This window comes from Bradyrhizobium sp. Ken64 (assembly GCF_055807555.1).
Genome location: NZ_JBVVPA010000002.1, coordinates 513318 through 532222, shown reverse-complemented (window position 1 = coordinate 532222; position 18905 = coordinate 513318). Strand labels below are relative to the sequence as shown.

The following is an 18905-nucleotide window of genomic DNA, read 5'->3' as shown; positions in this document are numbered from 1 at the left end:
TTGGGCCAAAGAATTGTCATGAGTTTTAACCTGCCCGCCTTTCGCCGCAAATGGTCTTGTCGCGGCTATATGTCCGTCGGCGCGGCGATGGTTACCGTCGCGCTCGGGCTCGCGGATCGGGCAGAGGCGCGCAAATATGGGGCCCCGCTGGATATCTTTGGTATTGCTGCACCACGGCCGCGCGCGACGGTTCATTCTGCCAATACGTCTGGCAAGATCCCGCTCCCAAGGCCCCGCCCCGAGGAGGCCCCCAAGGCGCCGGCCAAGGCGTCGGACGAGGCTCCTGCGGAGACCGACGGCAAGCCTTCCGCGGACAAACCTGGCGCCACCAAGCCCGCCGAGGCGGCGCCGCCGCCCGAGAAGCAGGCCTCGGCGTGCCGCCTCGCGCTGACCGAGGAGATTGCGATCGCGCCCTCGATCCCGGATATCCGCGGCCCTGGCGCCTGCGGCGGCGAGGATCTGGTGCGGCTCGAAGCCATCGTGCTGCCGGACAAGCGCAAGGTGGCGGTCAAGCCGGCGGCGATCCTCCGCTGCACCATGGCGTCCGCAATCGCCGATTGGGTGCGCAAGGACGTGGTGCCGCTGGCCGCGAGCCTCGGCTCGACCATCAGCGATCTCGACAATTTCGACAGCTTCGAGTGCCGCGGCCGCAACCGCGTTGTCGGCGCCCTGCTGTCCGAGCACGGCAAGGCCAACGCGATCGATGTGCGTGCCATCAAGCTCGCTAACGGACAATCGCTCGGCCTCACCGACCGCACCATGTCGCGCGAGGTGCGCGAGCGCGTGCTGCATTCGGTCTGCTCGCGTTTTTCGACCGTCCTCGGCCCCGGCTCGGATTGGTACCACGAGGACCATATCCATCTCGATCTCGCGCAGCGGCGCAACGACTACCGGATCTGCCAGTGGAACGTCTGGGATCCCCTGCCGCATGTTGCCCCGCTCCTGCCGGCGGAACGGCCCGAGGAGGCGCCGCCGCGTGAGGTCGCGGCCAAACCTGAAGCGAAGCCCGAGACCAGGCCCGAGACGACGCAAGGAGTTGACGACGAGGCGGCGGAGAAATCGCCTGCGCCTGCGGACAAGCCGGCGGCCGACGGCCACAAAGCCCAGCCGCACAAGCCGGCAACAAAAAAGCGCCGGTGAAACCGGCGCTTTTGAATGTCTGAGATCAGGTACCTGATCAGTAGTTCGCCTGGCCGGGTTGGCTGCCGCCGAGTGCGAGGCGCGAATTGTAGGGCGAATCGCCATGCTTCGGTTCGAGCACCACGACGATGGTGCCGACCTTGACGCGGCCATAGAGGTCGATCGCGTCCTCGTTGGTCAGGCGGATGCAGCCCGACGAGATCGAGGCGCCGATATATTCAGGCTGATTGGTGCCGTGAATGCGGAACAATGTGTCCTTGCCGCCCGAATAAAGATACATCGCGCGCGAGCCCATCGGATTGTCCGGACCGGGGGCGACGAAGGTGGGCACGCCCAGGCGCGAAATCTCGCCGGGGGTCGGGTGCCAGGCCGGCCATTCGGTCATGCTGCCGACCTTGGCAATGCCGGACCATGCCATGGCTTCTTCACCGACGGTGATGCCGTAGCGGATCGCCTTGCCGCCATCCAGGACGTAGTAGAGGTAATGGTTGTCGGAATCGACCACGATCGAGCCCGGCGATTCCTTGCGGTGGTACTCGACGATGGCGCGGCGGAACGGCTCTGCGACCGGGGTGTTCTCGTACCGAACCTTGGCAAGGAGTTCCTTGTCCTTCGGCTTGAAGGCCTTGGTGTCGGTCGCTTCAAAATGCGTGGCCTGCATGCAACCCGACAGCATCAGGCCAGCGGCCAAAATACCCAGCGTAACTTTCAGCGACGACATGATTTGGTTCCAATCGACAACAACAAGCTTTCGTGGGGCTTGAACCAGCCCAATTCCACGATTCCGTTGGCTCCATTATCGTTGAAATCTGCCACAATTCCAGCCTTACGAAGCTTCTCCCGCGCTGCAAGACCTTACCTGTGGCTTTTCTGCCGCAAGTTTTACGGGTCAGGGTCGGTTTCTGGGCAAAACGGGGGATGTGTCGATTCCGTGCCACAGTTGGGCCACGGCGTCGCCACAAATGCAAACGCTCCGTTAATGTGCTTGTCATCATCAACTTGTCAGAATCGCGCTAAGGGCTGTCAGCTGTCGCAGGCCCCTGCTGGAGTTGTGCATGTTTTCTGTGTTCGTTCCCTCCGAGTCCTCTCTCAAGAAGGCCGTCGTCGAGGATCTCGCGGCAGTCCCGGAGCATGCGGTCTGGATCGACCTGGTCAACCCGACCGCGGCCGAGGACAAAGCCGTCGAGAAGCTCTCGGGGATCGCAATCCCGACCCGGGAGGACATGCAGGAGATCGAGATCTCGAGCCGCCTCTATATGGAGAACGGCGCGCGCTACATGACCGCGACGCTGATGTGCCACTCCGATACCGATATGCCCCGGACCACGGCGGTGACGTTCATTCTCGGCGACCACCGCCTGGTGACGGTGCGCTATGACCAGCCCAAGCCCTTTGCGCTGGTCGAGGCCAAGCTGGCCCGGTCCTGCGCGCCGGCCATCACCGGCGAGATGGTGCTGATGGAGCTGCTCGATGCCGTGATCGACCGCTGCGCCGACATCCTGGAGCGCTGCGGCGCCGAGATCGACCAGGTCTCGCATGACATCTTCGAGCCGGAGAGCGAGCGCCACGGTCACGCCAAGCAATATTCGCAAATCCTGATCTCGATCGGCCGCAAGGGCGATCTGACCTCCAAGGTTCGCGAGAGCCTGGTCTCGATCGGCCGCGTCGTCGCCTTCCTGTCGGCGGTGGTGGAGGGCGTGAAATGGTCGAAGGACATGCGCGAGCAGCTCAAGACCATGCAGCGCGACGTGGTCTCGCTGACCGATCACGCCTCCTACCTCTCCAGCAAGATCACCTTCGTGCTCGACGCCATGCTCGGTGTCGTCAATCTCGAGCAGAACAACATCATCAAGCTGTTTTCGGTCATGGCGGTTGTCCTGATGCCGCCGACGCTGATCGCCTCGATCTACGGCATGAACTTCAAGTCGATGCCGGAACTCGAATGGGCGCACGGTTATCCGTTCGCGCTGGTCTTGATGCTGATCGCGGCGATCGTTCCGTACTGGATTTTCAAGTGGAAGAAGTGGCTGTAATAGCTACCGAGACCTTACGCCCGACGCAGAGACCTGGTGCCTGGTGTCGCAGAATAGAGCGGGATTGCGGCCGCACGGCGATGTGTGCTCGCCGCCCCAATTCCTCCGGTAAAATTTGAGCAGTGGGCTGAACGTTTACGCGAAGCTTGTCTGCGATAAGGAGCAGGTAAGCCGCGAGGAACAACCATGGTTGAAAAACACATAACGACGCCCCCCAACGTCATCGATCTGGCGAGCTATCGCCACGTCGTGGCGAGCGGCAAGGCGTCGTCGATGTCGGCACGCATGTGCCGGCACTGTGGTGCTCCGCTGCTCGACGGTGAGAACGACGACGATTGCTCGACCGCAATCAGCACGGCCGCTCCGCAGCCACGCGAGAGGTCACGTCGGATTCGACTCGATTGAGGAACGGAAGCTAAGGGCGATCCAGGTCTTGCGGCGGCGTTGTCTGGATCGCCTTGCTTCCCCCGGCGTTGTTTCCAACATCTCATTGCGAGGAGCGCTTGCGCTCGCAATGACCTACACGTGCTGACCGCCGTTGATGTGGATCTCGGCGCCGTTGACGTAGGACGAGGTGTCCGTGCACAGCACGTAGATGATCTTGGCGACCTCGTCGGGCGTGCCGAGCCGGTGCATCGGGATCTGCTGGTCGACGATCTTCTCGGTACCCGGCGACAGGATCGAGGTGTCGATCTCGCCCGGCGCGATCGCGTTGACGCGCACGCCGACGCGGCCGAAATCGGAGGCCATCTCGCGGGTCAGGGATGCCAGCGCGGCCTTCGAGGTTGCGTAGGCGGCGCCTGCGAAGGGATGCACGCGCGAGCCCGCGATCGAGGTGACGTTCACGACAGAGCCCTTGGCCGTCTTCAGTTCCTCGATCAGCCCGCGCGCCATCATGATCGGCGCGAAGAAGTTGACGTTGAACACATGCGTCCAGGTGTCGAGGTCGGTGTCGATCGAGCCGAGCCTGGAGCCGCCGGCGCCCTTCGGTGAGATCGCGGCGTTGTTGACCAGCGCATGCAGCATCCCGCCTTCGAGACGGTCGCGGATGTCGGAGATCGCGCGGGTGGTATCGGCGGGGGTGGCGAGGTCGACCTGGATATGGTCCTCAGGGCCCGCATCCCAGGGACAATCCTCCGGGAACGGATGTCGCGAGCAGGTGATGACGCGCCAGCCGGCCGAGGAGAAACGGATCACGGTGGCATGGCCGATGCCGCGGCTCGCCCCGGTCAGGAGCAGCGTACGGCGCGGCGCGTTGGAAGGCTGCGGCATGAAGGTCTTTCAGGTTGGAGCATGATCTGGATCCGGAGGGCCGCGTTAGCGCAAAACGTGCAGCGGCTTTACGAAAGGATCATGCTCGAACAAAACACTAGGGATACATCCGCGTCTTGGACCATTTCTGGCCGGCCGCGTCACGGCGAAATTCGATGCGGTCGTGCAGACGGAATGGGCGATCATGCCAGAACTCGATACGCGACGGCGTGATACGCCAGCCGCTCCAGCCCGGCGGCCGTGGCACCTCGCCGATCATGTGCTTGGCGGCGACCTTGGCGATCGCCTGCTCGAACGCGAAGCGGCTCTCCAGCTCCTGCGACTGCTTGCTCGCCCAGGCGCCGATCTGCGCCTGCTTCGGGCGAGTGGCGAAATAGGCATCGGCCTCGGCCTCGGTCACCGGCGTCACGTTGCCGCGGATGCGGACCTGACGGCGCAGCGACTTCCAGTGAAAAAGTAACGCCGCCTTAGGATTTGCGGCGAGTTCGCGGCCCTTCTGGCTGGCGATGTGGCTGTAGAAGACGAAACCATCGATATCGAAGCCCTTCATCAGCACCATGCGCACGTCCGGCAGGCCGTCGGGGTCGACGGTGGCGAGCGCCATGGCGTTCGGATCGTTCGGCTCGCTCTTGATGGCTTCGTTCAGCCAGGCCTCGAAGAGCGCAAACGGCTCGTCGGCGGCGGTGAAATCACCGGATGTTAAGGGTGTCTGGTGTTTCATCGAGGTCGTGTCGGTCATGTCTGAGGTCCGAGTTGCGTCCTGCGGTCCAAAACGCGCTGCTGTCTGCTACCGCCCTATATAGGGTATGGGGACGCGTTGGCCTATCGGCGATCCGGCCGTCCGGCTTCGTCATGACGATCATTCTGATCGGGCTCGGCACCGGCGGTTGCAGCTTTTCCCGCAATGAAAAGAGTGCCTACGCCAAGGCCGACGACAGCGATCTCACCGGCTCGATCGCAATGCCGGCCAGAGTGGCGGCACCGACCGAGACCGATCTCGCCTTCGCCCGCAACGCCGCCTCCGACGTCCTCAGCAAGAACGACAAGGATTCCAGCCAGCATTGGGAGAATCCGGAAACCGGGGCGCGCGGTTCGGTCACGCCGATCGCGCAAGCCTATGCCGCCGAGGACGGCCGCAGGTGCCGCGACTTCCTGGCGAGCTACGTCAACGGCAGCACCGAAAGCTGGCTCCAGGGCGCCGGCTGCCAAAGCAGCCGTGGCAGTTGGGAGATTCATACGCTAAAGCCGTGGCGGAGCTAGGAATCGCTTCACCAGGCTAGTTGCAAAAATACCACTCGCCCCCCACATGAGACGCAGGTGGGGCGGGGAGCCCTTTGAACAATTCGATTCTTGAAGGAGACGTGACGGATGCGCGACCCCTATGAGGTCTTGGGGGTGCCGCGGAGCGCCAACGCTGCCGCGATCAAGAGCGCCTATCGCAAGCTTGCCAAGAAGCACCATCCCGACAGCAACAAGAACGACCCGAAGGCGGCCGAGCGCTTTGCTGAGCTCAATACGGCCAACGAGATCCTCGGCGACGAGGACAAACGCAAGCAATTCGATCGCGGCGAGATCGACGCCGACGGCAAGCCGCGCTTCCAGGGCTTTCCGGGCGGCGGCGGGCCGCGCGGTCGCGCCGGTCCTGGTGGGTTCGAGAGCTATACGTTCCGCGGTGGCGGCGCGGGCCCTGGTCCGGGCGGCGGCGCGTTCGAGGACATTCTCAACAGCATGTTCGGCGGTGGGCAGCGTCCGCGCCCCGGGGCCGGCGGCGGTGCCCAATTCGAGTTCGACACCGGCGGGATCGGGCTCGATCTCGACGTCACTGTCGCCATGACCGTCTCGCTGGAAGAGGCGGTCAAGGGCGGCGAGAAGCGCGTCCGGCTGCCGAATGGCAAGGAACTCAACGTCAAGATTCCGGCCGGCGTGACCGAGGGTCAGCAGATCCGGTTGCGGGGACAGGGCGAGAGCGCGCAGGGCCATCCGCCGGGGGATCTCCTGATCACGATCGGCATCGCACCGCATCCGTTCTTCAAGATCGAGGGCGCCGATCTCAGGATCGACCTGCCGGTCACGCTTTACGAGGCGGTGCTCGGCGGCAAGGTCCGCGTGCCCACCCTCGGCAATGCCGTGGAGCTTTCGGTCCCGCAAAACACCTCCAGTGGCCGGACCTTCCGCCTTAAGGGCAAGGGATTGCCGAAAGCTGGCGGAACCGGGGATCTCTTTGTCACTGTCAGGATTATGCTACCGGACGGGAACGACGCCGAGCTTGAAGCATTGATGGAGAAGTGGCGGGACCAGCACCCCTACAATCCACGTAGCGGGCTTGGCTAACGCATGATCCGGAAAAGCGTGTAGCGGTTTTCCGGAAAGTCATGTGCAAACAAGAGCTGAAGCGCGATTGATCGCGCTTTGGGCGAGATCGGCAGCTGAAGGGGTTCTCCTAAAGACTGAGAGCGTCGTCCATCGAGATGATGCTCATCATATGCCCGAGGCGTGCTAGCCCTTCTTGGCTCACGTGCTCGACGTGTCGGCTGTCCGGCGGGGCAGCCGATAAAAAGGTGCGGCCTCGAGAGGGGGACCAGCGCGGTACCAAAAACCCCAATCGAGGCCGCCCGCGTCGATCGGCGGATCGAACGCTGCTCATTTTCGCGTGATCATCCGGTGCGATAATGAGACGCGCCGATGTCTTCATTCCAAATTTTCAATGTCGGAATCGAGGCACCGCGTTTGCGTGGTTGTCTAGGTGCCGTTTTTCTCTGCTTGGTCGTAGACCGCCTGCGCCACTTTGGTCAGCCGATCGCGGTCGCTGCCACCGCTGACGACGTAGCCGACGCCGCGCTCGGCCCAGAACAGCGCCTCGTCCTTGTCCGTTCTGGCGTAGCGCATCTGCGTCGCGCCATTCTCGGTCTTGGCGGTGTAGATCGTGTACCGCTCGCCCGAGGCGCCCTCATACATCAGGAACGACGCCGGCCCATTCGGCCCCGGCAAGAGCCGGCCACCGACGAGCTTCAGTCCACTCGCCTCCAGGTTCGGTGCAAACACGGTCCAGCCGCAGCGTCTGGTCAGCCAGGCCTGGAGGTGGTCGCGCTCGTTGCCGCCGACCTCGACGGGATGGCGAACCTCGACGACATAGAGGCGGTGGGCGTCGAGTGCGTCAGTCGTAAAGCTCTGGAAGGTCGAGGGCGCGTTGGCGGCACCATGCGCCAGCCAGCCGGCGGTGCCGCCGGCGACGAAGGCAACCAGCACGGCCGCGGCGGCGCCATAGAGCCAGTGCCGCGGGCGGCGCTCCAGCCGTTCGAGCTCGAGCCGCGCCGGCACCGGCTCCTGGGCGACGGAATCGTAGCGGGCGTGCAGCATCTCGGCCATGGCGCGCCAGGACTGCACGCGCTCGCCATCCTCAGGCTGCGCGGCAAGCCAGGTCTCGACGTCGGCGCGGCGCTCGGCCGGCAGCTCGCCGTCGACATAGGCGTGCAGTTCGTCCTCGGTCACTGGGATCTTGCGGTCGTTCATATCGATCGTCTCTGGCTCTGCGGCCCAAAATGTTCTTCGTGGTTCAATTGCGCCGCTTCCCATGCCATGCAGGAGAAACGACCGGCGCAATGCATCAATCCTGCCATCATTTCACCCGCCTGAGCGCCGGGCGCTCACCCTCCAGCGAGGCTTTAACGTGGGCGCGGGCGCGTGCCAGGCGCGACATCACGGTGCCGATCGGCACGCCCTGGATGTCGGCGACCTCGCGGTAGCTCATGCCCTCCAGCATCACCAGGAGCAGCACCGAGCGTTGCTCCTCGACGAGCGTCGCCAGCGCCCTCTCGATATCGCGCCCTTCGGCTTCGGTCCCGCTGGCATCCGGGTTGTTCTCCGTCAGCTGCATAAATTGCGGCCGTCGTGCCAGCGAGCGCCGCCGGTTCTTGTTGAGGTTGGTCAGGATCGTATAGAGCCAGCTCCTGACGTCGCCCCCGAGGAAGAGGCGCTCCGAACGCAGCGCCCGCACCAGCGTATCCTGCACCAGATCGTCGGCCGCATCCGCCTCGCGCGTGAGCGCGCGGGCGTAGCGGCGCAACGCCGGGATCATGGCTTCAACACTCTGGCGAAACGCACTCATTGCGGTCTTGACGTCCTGATGTCGGCGCGAGCGCCACAACGTTCATAACACCCGACCGGAACGGCTATTCCGGCGCTTGAAACAGCGTTAACGCCGCGTATTAGGACTGTACCGCAACGGAGGGCTGGTGTACCTCCAAACCTCACCGGGAGCTCGACGGGACGTTAGCAAAATGGCGCAGAATTCAGGTCTGATGCAAGGCAAGCGGGGCGTGGTCCTCGGCGTTGCCAACAACCGCTCGATCGCCTGGGGCATTGCCAAGGCATGCCACGCGGCCGGCGCCGAGCTCGCCTTCACCTATCAGGGCGATGCGCTGAAGAAGCGCGTCGAGCCGCTCGCCGCCGAGATCGGCGGGCTCGTGCTCGGCCACTGCGACGTCACCGATGCCGCGACCATCGATGCCGCCTTCGCGGTGCTGAAGGAGAAGTGGGGAAAGATCGACTTCCTGGTGCATGCGATCGCCTATGGCGAGCAGCTCGACGGCCGCTACGTCGACACCACGCAGGAGAATTTTTCGAAGTCGCTGCTGATCTCCTGCTATTCGTTCACAGCCGTGGCGCAGCGCGCCGAGAAGCTGATGACCGACGGCGGCTCGCTCATCACGCTCAGCTATTACGGCGCCGAGAAGTGGATGCCGCATTACAACGTCATGGGTGTTGCGAAAGCGGCGCTCGAAGCGAGCGTGCGTTACCTCGCCGCCGACCTCGGCGAGAAGAACATCCGCGTCAACGCGATCTCCGCGGGGCCGATCAAGACGCTCGCGGCGTCCGGCATCGGCGATTTCAGATATATCCTGAAGTGGAACGAGGCCAACGCGCCGCTGCGGCGCAACGTCTCCACGGAAGACGTCGGCGGCAGCGCGCTGTATTTCCTATCCGACCTCTCGCGCGGCGTCACCGGCGAGGTGCACCACGTCGATTCCGGCTATCACGTGCTCGGCATGAAGCGCCCGGACGCGCCGGACATTTCGTTCGGCGGGAAGGACTAACTTTTCACCCAGCAATGCCCGTGCCCACGATCTATTACCTTCGCCACGGCGAGACCGAGTGGAATGCGCTCGGGAGGCTTCAGGGCATCAAGGACATTCCGCTGAACGCGCGCGGTCGCGATCAGGCCGTGCAGGCCGGCGGCATTCTCGCCGATCTCTTCAAGCGCGAGGGCCGCGACAAGGCCGCATTACCCTACGTGTCGAGTCCGCTTGGCCGCGCGCGAGAGACCATGGAACTGGCGCGGAGCAAGCTCGAACTGCCGACTGCGGACTATACGCTCGACGATCGCCTGCGTGAGATCGGCTACGGCACCTGGGAAGGACTGACGCTGGCCGAGAGCGAGGCCTCCGATCCCGAGATCTACGCCCGGCGCCTCGCTGACAAATGGACGGTGGGCCCCGCGGGCGGGGAGACTTACGCCGATGTGCAGGTCCGCGTGCGCGCCTGGTACGACCAGCTCCGTACCGACACCGTCGCGGTCGCCCATGGTGGGACCTGCCGGGCCCTGATGGTTTCACTCGGCCTTGAGACGCCGGCGAGCGCGGCCGAACTCTATATCGAGCAGGGCGCCGTCTACGTGTTCCGGGACGGGCGGCTGGAAAAGTTTAGTTAAGCAACTGTCATTCCGGGGCGCCCGAAGGGCGAACCCGGAATCTCGAGATTCCGGGTTCGATGCTTTGCATCGCCCCGGAATGACGGAACTAGGGTTGAACCCAATGCTCCTCGGCGCTACGACGTTGACCAACGTCCGTGCAAAACGTCAACGCCAAGCGGCAGTTCGCGATGTCCTTCAACACCTTCGGCCACATGTTCCGCGTCACGACCTTCGGCGAGAGCCATGGGGTGGCGATCGGCTGCGTGGTCGACGGCTGCCCGCCCATGATCCCGCTCGTCGAGGCCGACATCCAGGGCGACCTTGATCGCCGCCGGCCCGGCCAGTCGCGCTTCACGACCCAGCGTCAGGAGGCGGACCAGGTCAAGATTCTTTCCGGCGTGATGGCGCATCCGGAGACCGGCGTGCAGGTGACGACGGGCACGCCGATCGGGCTGCTGATCGAGAACACCGACCAGCGCTCGAAGGACTATTCCGAGATCAAGGACAAGTTTCGCCCTGGCCATGCCGACTTCACCTATGAAGCGAAGTACGGCCTGCGCGACTATCGCGGCGGCGGCCGCTCCTCGGCGCGCGAGACCGCGACGCGCGTTGCCGCCGGCGCGATCGCGCGAAAGGTGCTGCCCGATGTGAAGGTGCGCGGCGCGCTGGTGCAGATGGGGCCGCACAAGATCGACCGGGCGAAGTGGGACTGGGACGAGATCGCGAAGAATCCGTTCTTCTGTCCCGACAAGGACAAGGCCGCGTTCTTCGAGACCTATCTCGACGGCATCCGCAAGAGCGGCTCCTCGATCGGCGCGGTGATCGAGGTCGTCGCCGAAGGTGTGCCGGCTGGCCTTGGCGCTCCGATCTACGCCAAGCTCGACGCCGAGCTCGCCTCCGCAATGATGAGCATCAATGCGGTAAAGGGCGTCGAGATCGGCGCCGGCTTTGCCGCGGCCGAACTGACCGGCGAAGAGAACGCCGACGAGATGCGCACCGGCAATGACGGCACGCGTTTTCTGTCCAACCACGCTGGCGGCGTGCTGGGCGGTATCTCCACCGGACAGCCGGTGGTGGTGCGCTTTGCGGTGAAGCCGACCTCGTCGATCCTGCAGCCGCGTCTCACCGTCGATCGCAACGGCGCCGACACCGAGATCATGACCAAGGGCCGCCACGATCCCTGCGTCGGCATCCGCGCCGTCCCCGTCGGCGAAGCCATGATGGCCTGCGTGCTGGCGGATCATTTCCTGCGCGACCGCGGCCAGGTCGGGCGCTAGCGTTGCGCGAGGCGCTTGTATCGCGCCACTAGCCCACCGCGCAGCTTGACGATCCCACAACTTCGTCCGCAAATGCCGACATGGAAAGCTCCGAACTCCAACGCATCACCAACTGGCTGATCGACGGCGCCTGGTCGTCGAAGGCCCCGGCCGAGATGACGGCGGAAGCCTGCGAACGGATGGTCGCAGCCGGTCTTCCGCTATGGCGGTTCGGCATCTTCATCCGCACGCTGCATCCCGAAATTTTCGGTCGCAACTTCATCTGGCGGGAGGGCGAGGAGGTCGAGATCGGCACGGTCGATTTCGAGATCCTGGAGACGCCGGAATTCGCCAGAAGTCCGCTGCGGGTCGTGTTCGAGCAGGGACTTGAGGTGCGGGGACGCATGGACGATCCCGGCAGCAAGCATTTCCCTTTTTTCGACGATATGCGAGCCGAAGGCGTAACCGACTACGTCGCGACGCCAATGCAGTTTCTCGACGGCTCGGTCCACGCGACGAGCTGGACCACGCGCCATCCAGGCGGCTTCACTGATGACCACATCGCGGCGATTCACGCCATCCTCAAACCGCTCGCGCGCATCACCGAGATCATCAGCCTGCGCCGCACCGCCGAGATGCTGCTCGACACCTATGTCGGCAATCGTGCCGGCGCGCGCATCCTTGGCGGTCAGATCCGCCGCGGCCACAACGACACCATGCAGGCTGCGATCTGGCTCTCCGATCTGCGCGGCTTCACCGCACTGTCGGACCGGCTGCCGGCCGAGACCGTGGTCGAGATCCTCAACCATTATTTCGACTGCCAAGTCGCCGCGATCCGCGGCCATGGCGGCGAGGTGCTGAAATTCATGGGCGACGGCCTGCTCGCGGTATTCCCCATCGACGAATATGTCGGCGATACCGCGCATGTCTGCACGCGCGTGCTGGAGGCGGCACGCGAATCCCGCGCCAGCGTCGAGGCGCTCGCGTATCCGGTCGGCGACGTCATCGAGCGCTTCCGCTTCGGCGTGGCGCTCCACGTCGGCAACATCCTTTACGGCAATATCGGTGGCGGCAACCGCCTCGACTTCACCTGCATCGGCCCCGCCGTGAACCTTGCCGCCAGGCTCGAGAAGATCACGGGTCGCCTGGGGCGGACCGTCGTCGCCTCGGAAATGTTCGCCAATGTCTGCCGCCACGACTGGCACGAGCTCGGCGAATTCCCGATCGCGGGCTTTTCAAAGGCGCAGCGCGTATACGGGCTGACGGAGGAGACGCCAATGGTGATGGCCTGAGGTCGTCCTCGGACGTCCGCCGCCATCAACCCGGTGAGCAGAATTCAGGCGTTCGACGCCATCACCGACCTCAGCGGGACATCCAGCTGATAGACAAATCCGGACGGTTCGTAGGCCAGCCGCACCTGCCCGTTCAGTTGCTGGCCGAGCGACTCGATCATCCGGGTGCCGTAGCTCCGTCGTGTTGGCGGCGCCACCGCAGGGCCGCCGCTTTCGCTCCACTTCAGGCGCAGCCTTTGCTCGATCTCGTCGACCGTCCATGCGATCTCGACATGCCCGGAGGAACTGGACAGCGCGCCGAACTTCGTCGTGTTGGTGCAGAGCTCGTTGAACGTCATTGCGAGCGCTATCACGGCACCGGACGTGATCCGGAGGTCCGGGCCATTGAAATGGAATCGTCGGCCCCCCTGACTGTCATAGGGATCGGTGGCGCCGCTCAGGGTATGAGTGAGGCTCGCATTTGACCAGCTGACCTGTATCAACAGGTCGTGGGCACGTCCTAACGCCAGCAAGCGGCCATCCATGGCCTTTTGCCCGTGCTCCAGACTGATCGCCGTCCGGAAGCTCTGGGCCGCAATAGCGCTCACCGTTGCAAGCGTATTCTTGATGCGATGATGCAGCTCTCCGAGGATCAGCTTTTGCAATTTGTCGGCAGCGTCGCGCTCGTGGGCTTCGATGCCGGCTTGAGCGAGCAGGACCTTGGCGTCGGTGTCCGCCTGTTCCAGCAACAGGCGCAAATTGTCGTTTTCCGCGGCCAGAACCGATTCCTGTGGCGAACGACTAACCTCAAGATTTTCCCCGGGATCAGTCGTTGTGGTCGGAAGGATTTTTAGCGCGCCCGCTCCGATCATCGTCTGCAACTGCGAGATCATTTCGTCGACGGCGAGCGGCTTGCGAAAGAAGCGGCTGTCCGCCGGCGTTTCGTTTTCAGACGGCTTTACCTGACCGGAAACCAGCACGATCTTGATGGCAGGCCAGCGATCGTGCACCGCGTGGGCCAGCTTCAAGCCGTCCATGGTCCCGGGCATCTGGATGTCGCTGAACAGAAGCGAGATGTCCGACCGCGACTCGAGGATCGCGATGGCTTCGTCGGCGTTGACGGCCTGCACAGGGCAGAAGCCTGCATCCTCCACGATATCGACTGCGCGCATGCGCAGGATCATCTCGTCTTCGACGACGAGAACGTTCGGCAAGGAGGTTGGGGGCATTGACATCTGTGCACGACACTTTCCTGGATCATCCGACAAGCTCGGCCGGCGCTTTGCGATTGTGGTCTAACGGCGCGCGGTGACCAAACGAGCTTCATGAATCCTGACATCGGATTCACCTCGGCGCAGACATGATGCTTCGAAGTCCGGCCAGACCTGGCCCAGGCAATTGCTGGCCACCGGATGGCTCGCCAGCCGGTCCGCCTTCGCCAAAGCAACGGTTTCGCGCGCTTTTACTTGCGGAGCAAAACCGGGCAACACCATTACGGACACTCCGAGGAGCGCGAACATCGCGAACGCAATAAGAGATTTCATCATGGGGGCTGCTTTGGCTGTTGACCGCCCCGTTTCGTTTGGGACGTTGTTACAACAACCAAAATGAGATATAGTTCATTTCATACAACTTATATTTGAGGTGTGATTTGCAGGCGGATGCCGCCCTTGGCCCGGATCGTCACTCGACGTGAACAGGCCGCCGGCCAGGTTGGCTTGCCGCTACCTCGGTGTTTTGGGACCAGGCAGGCTTATCCAGTCGTGAATGTGCGAGGCCGTTTCACTCAATCGCGCCGCTCTAAGCAGCGATTCCCGCTGCACGCCGGGCGGGGTAATCTCTGCGCGACGGCGAGCCTCAGCTGCCAATTGGGCAAGGCGATTGCTCAGCGGGATGGTTCTCTTGGTGGTGTCTTGCACAGGACGCTCCGCATTGGGCGGGAGCGCAAAGACTCTCTCAGTCACCGATGGATGCCGTGGCGGGCCGGTGATGGGTTACCATGCGCCTGTTGACGGCCAATAGATACATTATTCGGCAGAACAGATTAGGCGCCGAAATCGAAGGGGGCGCCAAAGCAAAGCCGGACCGGTGCCACTATTCCTCCGGCTCCGTGGTGAACAGCAGGGGATAGCCCTTGGTGCGGCCGGCATCCGTTGCGCGGGTAGCCTTGGTCTCGGCGACGTCCTTGGTGAAAACCGCGACCACGCAGGCGCCGAGCTTGTGGGCGGTGATCATCACCTTGTAGGCCTGATCCTCGGTCATCCGAAACTCGGCCTTGAGGATCATCGTGACGAACTCGCGGGGCGTAAAGTCGTCGTTGATCAGGATGACCTTATGAAGCTTCGGCCGCTCGACCTTGGTCTTCGTCCTGGTTTTCGGTTTGGCAACGGTATCGTTCATTCCGCCTCCCGGATATGGCGGGCTCCGGTTCCTGCCGGCGCGCTCAGCGCGCGGCCTTCTCACCATATTGCAGGACCTGCACCTTCTCCAAGGTGATCAGGCCGCTCGACATCATGCCATCCAGGATGGGCAGGAATGCATTGATGTTGTCCTCGCTGTCGACGATCTCGACCAGCAGCGGCAGGTCTTCCGAGAGTCGCAGGATTTTGGACGTGTGGAGCCGGCTCGACTTGCCGAAGCCCATCGGGCCGCGCAGCACGGTGGCGCCGGCCAGATGCCGCTCGCGCGCCGTCAACACGATCGCTTCATAGAGCGGCTTGCCGTCGAAATGGTCGCTCTCGCCAATGAAGATCCGGAGCGAAACTGCCTGATTGGGGATTTGCATGGTGTCAGCTCCTTCGCAAGCGGTTGGTGCCGCTGGCCATCATATGGCCTGCCCATACCGACACCAGCCAGCAAATGACGGACGCCGCGATATAGGCGAGCGCCGTGTATTTCATGCCGCCGTGGAACAGGCGGAAGGTCTCGAGGCTGAAGGTTGAAAAGGTCGTGTAGCCGCCGCAGAACCCGGTCATGACGAACTGCCGGTGCTCGGGCCGCGCCAGCACCCGGCCGTCGGGGCCGGTCAGCGTCGCGTAGAAGCCGATGATCAGCGAGCCCGTGGCGTTGATGAACAGCGTCGCGACGGGGAAGCCGGGGCCGGTGTCGAGCGCAAGCCCAACCAGATAGCGCGTCAGCCCGCCGACCATGCTGCCGGCGGCAATCCAGGCATAGAGCGTCGCGGTGCGCCAGCGATCGGCAGAGGAGGAGGACTTCATCTGCCTCTAGCCTCCCAGAGTGTCCGCGAGGAGGAAGCCGCAACTGACTGCCGCGAGGCAGAGCACGACCGAGACCGCGACATTTCCGAGCGCGTGCATCGCCTCGCCGTTGCGCGCCAGCGTCAGCGTTTGCAAGCTGAACGAGGAGACCGTGGTGTAGCAGCCAAGAAAGCCGGTGACCGCGAACAGCCATGGATCGGGCGCGGCGAAGGCCGAGCCGGGATGGGTCGCCAATGCGCCAAAAATGCCGATCAGAAAGGCGCCGGTGACGTTGATGGTCACGGTGCCCCACGGAAACGTCTCGCCCAGCCGCCGGGCGATCGCGCCGGAGATGAAATAGCGCGCGCAGCCGCCGAGCACGCTGCCGATCATGATCGCAAGCACTCCGCTCAGCACGGCGAACAGCCCCCCGTCATCGTTTCTCCTCCATTGCCAGCCCGTTGCCGACGGCGAACAGCCCCATCAGCGCGACCAGGGCGAAGCCGAGCCCCGCCAGGAACGTGCCGGCCGGACCATAGGCATCCCACAGTGCGCCGGCGATCACGCTTGCGGCCAGCAAGGCAAGGCCGGTGAACAGGTTGAAATAGCCGAACGCGGTGCCGCGCAGGCTCGGTGGCGCTGTGTCGGCGACGAGGGCCGAGAGCAGGCCTTGCGTCAATCCCATATGCAGTCCCCACAGCGCGACGCCGAGGGCGAGGCCCCCAAGGTTCGGCAGCAGCGCGAGCGCGAGATCGGCGCCGGCAAGGAAGACGAGGCCGAGCGCGAGCAGGCCGGTGCGGTTGATGCGGTCCGAGAGCGCGCCGGCCGGATAGGCCGATAATGCATAGACGATGTTCATCAGCACCAGCACGGCCGGCACCCACATCGCATTGAGCCCGATGTTCTGCGCGCGCAGGATCAGAAAGGCTTCGCTGAAACGCGCCAGCGTGAACACGACGCCAACCGCGACCACACGCCAGTACAGGGATCCAAGCTGCCGCATCGCGGCGATGTTCAGCGGATTCCTTGAGGGCTCCCGGCCTGGGTCCGGCTCCGGCTCGCTCACCGCGAACGCGATCAGTCCGAACGACAGGAAGCCCGGCAGCACGGCCGCCCAGAACACCATCGTAAAATTGTCCGTCGTCCACCACATCAGGCCGATCGCCACGAGCGGCCCGACGAACGCACCGATGGTGTCGAGCGACTGACGCAGGCCGAAGCTCGCGCCACGCAGGCCGATGGGTGCGATATCGGCGATCAGCGCATCGCGCGGCGCGCCGCGAATGCCCTTGCCGACGCGATCGATGAAGCGCGCGGCAACCAGCCATTCGACGCTGGGGGCAAGCGGGAACAGCGGTTTTGTCAGCGCGGCCAGTCCGTAGCCGAGCGCGGCGAGCAATTTGCGCCGGCCGAGCCAGTCGGACAATGCGCCGGAGAAGATCTTCGTGATCGAGGCGGTCGCCTCTGCAATGCCCTCGATGAAGCCGACCGTGAGTGTGGAGGCACCGAGCACGGTGACGAGATAGACCGGCAACAGCGCGTGGATCATCTCGGAAGAGACATCCATCAGCATCGAGACGAAACCGAGCACCCAGATCCCCCTGGGCAGCCCCGCACGTGCAGCATTCGGTGTTGTCGTCGTCACGTCCAGGACTTCTCCTCGGCCTCTCCTCGGCCGCTCCTTGCCTTCGCGTCCAGGCAACAAAAAACCCGCCAGCGGCGGGGTTGTCCATGCTCCCGCCGAAGGCAGAGGCCCGAAATTGCCCCTCCTCTAGCAGGAGTCATCAGCCCACTACGGTCACAGGCCGCCGGGCGGTTGTCGGGGGACTCCATCCCCATCTGTGTCGCCAGCCTAACATGGAAATCGCGCCGGACAAGTGGGCGAGGTACTCTGTCCAGTGGCCCGTCAATCCGGGAGCGCACCGCACTATTGCATTCCGGTGCTTACGATCGCGCAGTCAGTGGCGCGAGCGCGGCAACATGCCGGCAGCTTTGCGTAGTGCTTCGCAATTCCCGCCCGCAAATGCCTAACTGGCAAATGCCTAACCTGAATGTGAAGCGCGGGCGATCTTCGGACTTTGCGGCAAGGCGATTGCATGTCACCATCGCGTCATACGACGGGAGGCTGCGATGCGCTTGCTGTTCTCGATCGGGGCTGTGCTGGTGACCGGCATCTTCGCCGGAGGGGACGTCGCGGGCATCGCGGCACCAGGACCCAAATTTGAGTCGCCTAAAATTCAGCCGGAGCGGCAAGCAGCCGACAGGGACGCGCAGACGGTCGATGTCGAGCTGATCCTCGCCGTCGACGTCTCCTACTCCATGGACATGGACGAGCTCGCGGTTCAGCGTGAAGGCTATGCGCAGGCGATCCAGTCGAAGGAATTCCTGCAGGCGCTGAAGCTGGGCCCGAACGGCCGCATTGCGGTGACCTATTTCGAGTGGGCCGCCTCGACCGACCAGAAGATCATCATTCCCTGGCGCCTGATCGACGGACCGGAGACCGCCGATGCCGTCGCCGCCGAAATCCTGAAGACGCCGATCCGGCGCGCCTCGCGCACCTCGATCTCCGGCGCGATCAGTTTCGCGATGCCGCTGTTCGATGAGGATCCCTATCGGGGGCTGCGCCGCGTGATCGACATTTCCGGCGACGGTCCCAACAACAATGGCACGCCGGTCACGATCGCGCGCGACGCGGCGATCGAGAAGGGCATCGTCATCAACGGCCTGCCGATCATGGTCAAGGAGCCGTCCTATTCGACCATGGATATCGACAATCTCGACTTCTATTATGAAGATTGCGTCATCGGCGGCCCCGGTTCCTTCGTCATCACGATCAAGGACCGCGACAAGTTCAAGGAAGCCATCCGCACCAAGCTCTTGATGGAGGTTGCGGGCCGTATGCCGGAGCGCCCCGTGATGCACGTTGCGGACAAGGACAAGGAGCCGCGTGTGAACTGCATGATCGGCGAGAAGATCTGGTCAGACCGCTGGGGTCGCTGAGCGCCACCAGTTAACGAGACCTTTTGCCCCATTTGCCCGCGATGGAA

Annotated in this window: 22 protein-coding genes and 1 riboswitch; of the genes, 10 read left to right on the top strand and 12 right to left on the bottom strand. The window is 63.8% G+C overall.

Annotation, left to right across the window (positions count from 1 at the left end; translation table 11 throughout):
* Positions 1-18: 18 nt before the first annotated feature.
* The gene (locus AC0L2F_RS05620; protein WP_473247766.1) at positions 19-1140 is read left to right on the top strand and encodes an extensin family protein; all 1122 of its coding nucleotides are present in this window, start codon (positions 19-21) and stop codon (positions 1138-1140) included.
* Between the two features lie 37 nt (positions 1141-1177).
* Here AC0L2F_RS05620 and AC0L2F_RS05615 read toward each other — a convergent pair whose 3' ends face one another.
* Positions 1178-1861 carry a L,D-transpeptidase gene (locus AC0L2F_RS05615; protein ID WP_007607367.1) on the bottom strand — a complete coding sequence of 228 codons (684 nt, stop codon included), beginning with the start codon at positions 1859-1861 and terminating at the stop codon, positions 1178-1180.
* A gap of 334 nt (positions 1862-2195) precedes the next feature.
* On the opposite strand from AC0L2F_RS05615, the gene AC0L2F_RS05610 reads away from it, so the two are divergent.
* Both AC0L2F_RS05610 and AC0L2F_RS05605 read left to right on the top strand, forming a co-directional pair.
* Positions 2196-3173, top strand: a complete 978-nt coding sequence (locus AC0L2F_RS05610) for a magnesium transporter CorA family protein (RefSeq protein ID WP_473247765.1) — start codon at positions 2196-2198, stop codon at positions 3171-3173.
* A 186-nt stretch (positions 3174-3359) separates the two neighbouring features.
* Positions 3360-3578 carry a hypothetical protein gene (locus AC0L2F_RS05605; RefSeq protein WP_007607374.1) on the top strand — a complete coding sequence of 73 codons (219 nt, stop codon included), beginning with the start codon at positions 3360-3362 and terminating at the stop codon, positions 3576-3578.
* Positions 3579-3692: 114 nt separating this feature from the next.
* Here the strand turns inward: AC0L2F_RS05605 and AC0L2F_RS05600 are convergent, their stop codons facing one another.
* The gene (locus AC0L2F_RS05600) at positions 3693-4445 is read right to left on the bottom strand and encodes an SDR family NAD(P)-dependent oxidoreductase (RefSeq protein WP_007607375.1); all 753 of its coding nucleotides are present in this window, start codon (positions 4443-4445) and stop codon (positions 3693-3695) included.
* 97 nt (positions 4446-4542) lie between these two features.
* Positions 4543-5184, bottom strand: coding sequence for a pyridoxamine 5'-phosphate oxidase (pdxH, locus tag AC0L2F_RS05595; protein ID WP_007607376.1), 642 nt, complete (start codon positions 5182-5184; stop codon positions 4543-4545).
* A 113-nt stretch (positions 5185-5297) separates the two neighbouring features.
* On the opposite strand from pdxH, the gene AC0L2F_RS05590 reads away from it, so the two are divergent.
* Positions 5298-5705 carry an RT0821/Lpp0805 family surface protein gene (locus AC0L2F_RS05590; protein WP_035974878.1) on the top strand — a complete coding sequence of 136 codons (408 nt, stop codon included), beginning with the start codon at positions 5298-5300 and terminating at the stop codon, positions 5703-5705.
* Positions 5706-5813: 108 nt separating this feature from the next.
* The gene (locus AC0L2F_RS05585) at positions 5814-6776 is read left to right on the top strand and encodes a DnaJ C-terminal domain-containing protein (protein WP_007607378.1); all 963 of its coding nucleotides are present in this window, start codon (positions 5814-5816) and stop codon (positions 6774-6776) included.
* 408 nt (positions 6777-7184) lie between these two features.
* On the opposite strand, the gene AC0L2F_RS05580 is transcribed toward AC0L2F_RS05585, so the two are convergent.
* Both AC0L2F_RS05580 and AC0L2F_RS05575 read right to left on the bottom strand, forming a co-directional pair.
* The gene (locus AC0L2F_RS05580) at positions 7185-7955 is read right to left on the bottom strand and encodes an anti-sigma factor family protein (RefSeq protein WP_473247764.1); all 771 of its coding nucleotides are present in this window, start codon (positions 7953-7955) and stop codon (positions 7185-7187) included.
* 106 nt (positions 7956-8061) lie between these two features.
* Positions 8062-8550, bottom strand: coding sequence for a sigma-70 family RNA polymerase sigma factor (locus AC0L2F_RS05575; RefSeq protein WP_007594679.1), 489 nt, complete (start codon positions 8548-8550; stop codon positions 8062-8064).
* Between the two features lie 172 nt (positions 8551-8722).
* Between AC0L2F_RS05575 and fabI the strand changes: the two genes are divergently transcribed.
* The 4 genes from fabI to AC0L2F_RS05555 all read left to right on the top strand — a co-directional run bounded on the left by fabI (position 8723) and on the right by AC0L2F_RS05555 (position 12682).
* The gene (gene fabI / locus AC0L2F_RS05570) at positions 8723-9538 is read left to right on the top strand and encodes an enoyl-ACP reductase FabI (protein ID WP_027568710.1); all 816 of its coding nucleotides are present in this window, start codon (positions 8723-8725) and stop codon (positions 9536-9538) included.
* Positions 9539-9552: 14 nt separating this feature from the next.
* A complete protein-coding gene (locus AC0L2F_RS05565) occupies positions 9553-10152 on the top strand; it encodes a histidine phosphatase family protein (RefSeq protein WP_473247763.1) in 600 nt (199 codons plus the stop codon).
* Positions 10153-10322: 170 nt separating this feature from the next.
* A complete protein-coding gene (aroC, locus tag AC0L2F_RS05560) occupies positions 10323-11411 on the top strand; it encodes a chorismate synthase (RefSeq protein ID WP_473247808.1) in 1089 nt (362 codons plus the stop codon).
* 80 nt (positions 11412-11491) lie between these two features.
* Positions 11492-12682 (top strand): adenylate/guanylate cyclase domain-containing protein, encoded by a 1191-nt coding sequence (locus tag AC0L2F_RS05555; protein WP_473247762.1) that lies wholly within the window; start codon positions 11492-11494, stop codon positions 12680-12682.
* Between the two features lie 44 nt (positions 12683-12726).
* Here the strand turns inward: AC0L2F_RS05555 and AC0L2F_RS05550 are convergent, their stop codons facing one another.
* From AC0L2F_RS05550 to AC0L2F_RS05520, 7 genes are all read right to left on the bottom strand, one after another.
* The gene (locus AC0L2F_RS05550; protein WP_473247761.1) at positions 12727-13896 is read right to left on the bottom strand and encodes a sensor histidine kinase; all 1170 of its coding nucleotides are present in this window, start codon (positions 13894-13896) and stop codon (positions 12727-12729) included.
* 60 nt (positions 13897-13956) lie between these two features.
* Positions 13957-14208, bottom strand: coding sequence for a hypothetical protein (locus AC0L2F_RS05545; RefSeq protein WP_007607389.1), 252 nt, complete (start codon positions 14206-14208; stop codon positions 13957-13959).
* A gap of 547 nt (positions 14209-14755) precedes the next feature.
* Entirely contained in the window at positions 14756-15061 is a 306-nt protein-coding gene (gene clpS / locus AC0L2F_RS05540; protein ID WP_007594672.1) for an ATP-dependent Clp protease adapter ClpS, read from the bottom strand.
* A gap of 43 nt (positions 15062-15104) precedes the next feature.
* Positions 15105-15446 carry a DUF190 domain-containing protein gene (locus AC0L2F_RS05535; protein WP_063993368.1) on the bottom strand — a complete coding sequence of 114 codons (342 nt, stop codon included), beginning with the start codon at positions 15444-15446 and terminating at the stop codon, positions 15105-15107.
* 4 nt (positions 15447-15450) lie between these two features.
* Positions 15451-15879 carry a fluoride efflux transporter CrcB gene (gene crcB, locus AC0L2F_RS05530; protein WP_007607392.1) on the bottom strand — a complete coding sequence of 143 codons (429 nt, stop codon included), beginning with the start codon at positions 15877-15879 and terminating at the stop codon, positions 15451-15453.
* 6 nt (positions 15880-15885) lie between these two features.
* Complete coding sequence (gene crcB, locus AC0L2F_RS05525; protein ID WP_007607393.1) at positions 15886-16275, bottom strand: fluoride efflux transporter CrcB; 390 nt, start codon at positions 16273-16275, stop codon at positions 15886-15888.
* 16 nt (positions 16276-16291) lie between these two features.
* Positions 16292-17503 carry an MFS transporter gene (locus AC0L2F_RS05520; protein ID WP_473247760.1) on the bottom strand — a complete coding sequence of 404 codons (1212 nt, stop codon included), beginning with the start codon at positions 17501-17503 and terminating at the stop codon, positions 16292-16294.
* Positions 17504-17626: 123 nt separating this feature from the next.
* Positions 17627-17704, bottom strand: a riboswitch (Fluoride riboswitch).
* Positions 17705-17988: 284 nt separating this feature from the next.
* Here AC0L2F_RS05520 and AC0L2F_RS05515 point away from each other — a divergent pair.
* Positions 17989-18858, top strand: a complete 870-nt coding sequence (locus AC0L2F_RS05515; protein WP_473247759.1) for a DUF1194 domain-containing protein — start codon at positions 17989-17991, stop codon at positions 18856-18858.
* Positions 18859-18905 lie beyond the last annotated feature (47 nt).

Bases quoted from the DNA above. Each gene is read 5' to 3' on its own strand.
- aroC (WP_473247808.1), top strand. From the start codon at position 10,323: ATGTCCTTCAACACCTTCGGCCACATGTTCCGCGTCACGACCTTCGGC.
- AC0L2F_RS05565 (WP_473247763.1), top strand. From the start codon at position 9,553: ATGCCCGTGCCCACGATCTATTACCTTCGCCACGGCGAGACCGAGTGG.
- fabI (WP_027568710.1), top strand. From the start codon at position 8,723: ATGGCGCAGAATTCAGGTCTGATGCAAGGCAAGCGGGGCGTGGTCCTC.
- AC0L2F_RS05600 (WP_007607375.1), bottom strand. From the start codon at position 4,445: ATGCCGCAGCCTTCCAACGCGCCGCGCCGTACGCTGCTCCTGACCGGG.
- AC0L2F_RS05580 (WP_473247764.1), bottom strand. From the start codon at position 7,955: ATGAACGACCGCAAGATCCCAGTGACCGAGGACGAACTGCACGCCTAT.
- AC0L2F_RS05555 (WP_473247762.1), top strand. From the start codon at position 11,492: ATGGAAAGCTCCGAACTCCAACGCATCACCAACTGGCTGATCGACGGC.
- AC0L2F_RS05535 (WP_063993368.1), bottom strand. From the start codon at position 15,446: ATGCAAATCCCCAATCAGGCAGTTTCGCTCCGGATCTTCATTGGCGAG.
- AC0L2F_RS05610 (WP_473247765.1), top strand. From the start codon at position 2,196: ATGTTTTCTGTGTTCGTTCCCTCCGAGTCCTCTCTCAAGAAGGCCGTC.
- AC0L2F_RS05545 (WP_007607389.1), bottom strand. From the start codon at position 14,208: ATGATGAAATCTCTTATTGCGTTCGCGATGTTCGCGCTCCTCGGAGTG.
- AC0L2F_RS05620 (WP_473247766.1), top strand. From the start codon at position 19: ATGAGTTTTAACCTGCCCGCCTTTCGCCGCAAATGGTCTTGTCGCGGC.
- AC0L2F_RS05515 (WP_473247759.1), top strand. From the start codon at position 17,989: ATGCGCTTGCTGTTCTCGATCGGGGCTGTGCTGGTGACCGGCATCTTC.
- AC0L2F_RS05575 (WP_007594679.1), bottom strand. From the start codon at position 8,550: ATGAGTGCGTTTCGCCAGAGTGTTGAAGCCATGATCCCGGCGTTGCGC.
- AC0L2F_RS05605 (WP_007607374.1), top strand. From the start codon at position 3,360: ATGGTTGAAAAACACATAACGACGCCCCCCAACGTCATCGATCTGGCG.
- crcB (WP_007607392.1), bottom strand. From the start codon at position 15,879: ATGAAGTCCTCCTCCTCTGCCGATCGCTGGCGCACCGCGACGCTCTAT.
- AC0L2F_RS05615 (WP_007607367.1), bottom strand. From the start codon at position 1,861: ATGTCGTCGCTGAAAGTTACGCTGGGTATTTTGGCCGCTGGCCTGATG.
- AC0L2F_RS05550 (WP_473247761.1), bottom strand. From the start codon at position 13,896: ATGTCAATGCCCCCAACCTCCTTGCCGAACGTTCTCGTCGTCGAAGAC.
- AC0L2F_RS05590 (WP_035974878.1), top strand. From the start codon at position 5,298: ATGACGATCATTCTGATCGGGCTCGGCACCGGCGGTTGCAGCTTTTCC.
- AC0L2F_RS05585 (WP_007607378.1), top strand. From the start codon at position 5,814: ATGCGCGACCCCTATGAGGTCTTGGGGGTGCCGCGGAGCGCCAACGCT.
- clpS (WP_007594672.1), bottom strand. From the start codon at position 15,061: ATGAACGATACCGTTGCCAAACCGAAAACCAGGACGAAGACCAAGGTC.
- pdxH (WP_007607376.1), bottom strand. From the start codon at position 5,184: ATGACCGACACGACCTCGATGAAACACCAGACACCCTTAACATCCGGT.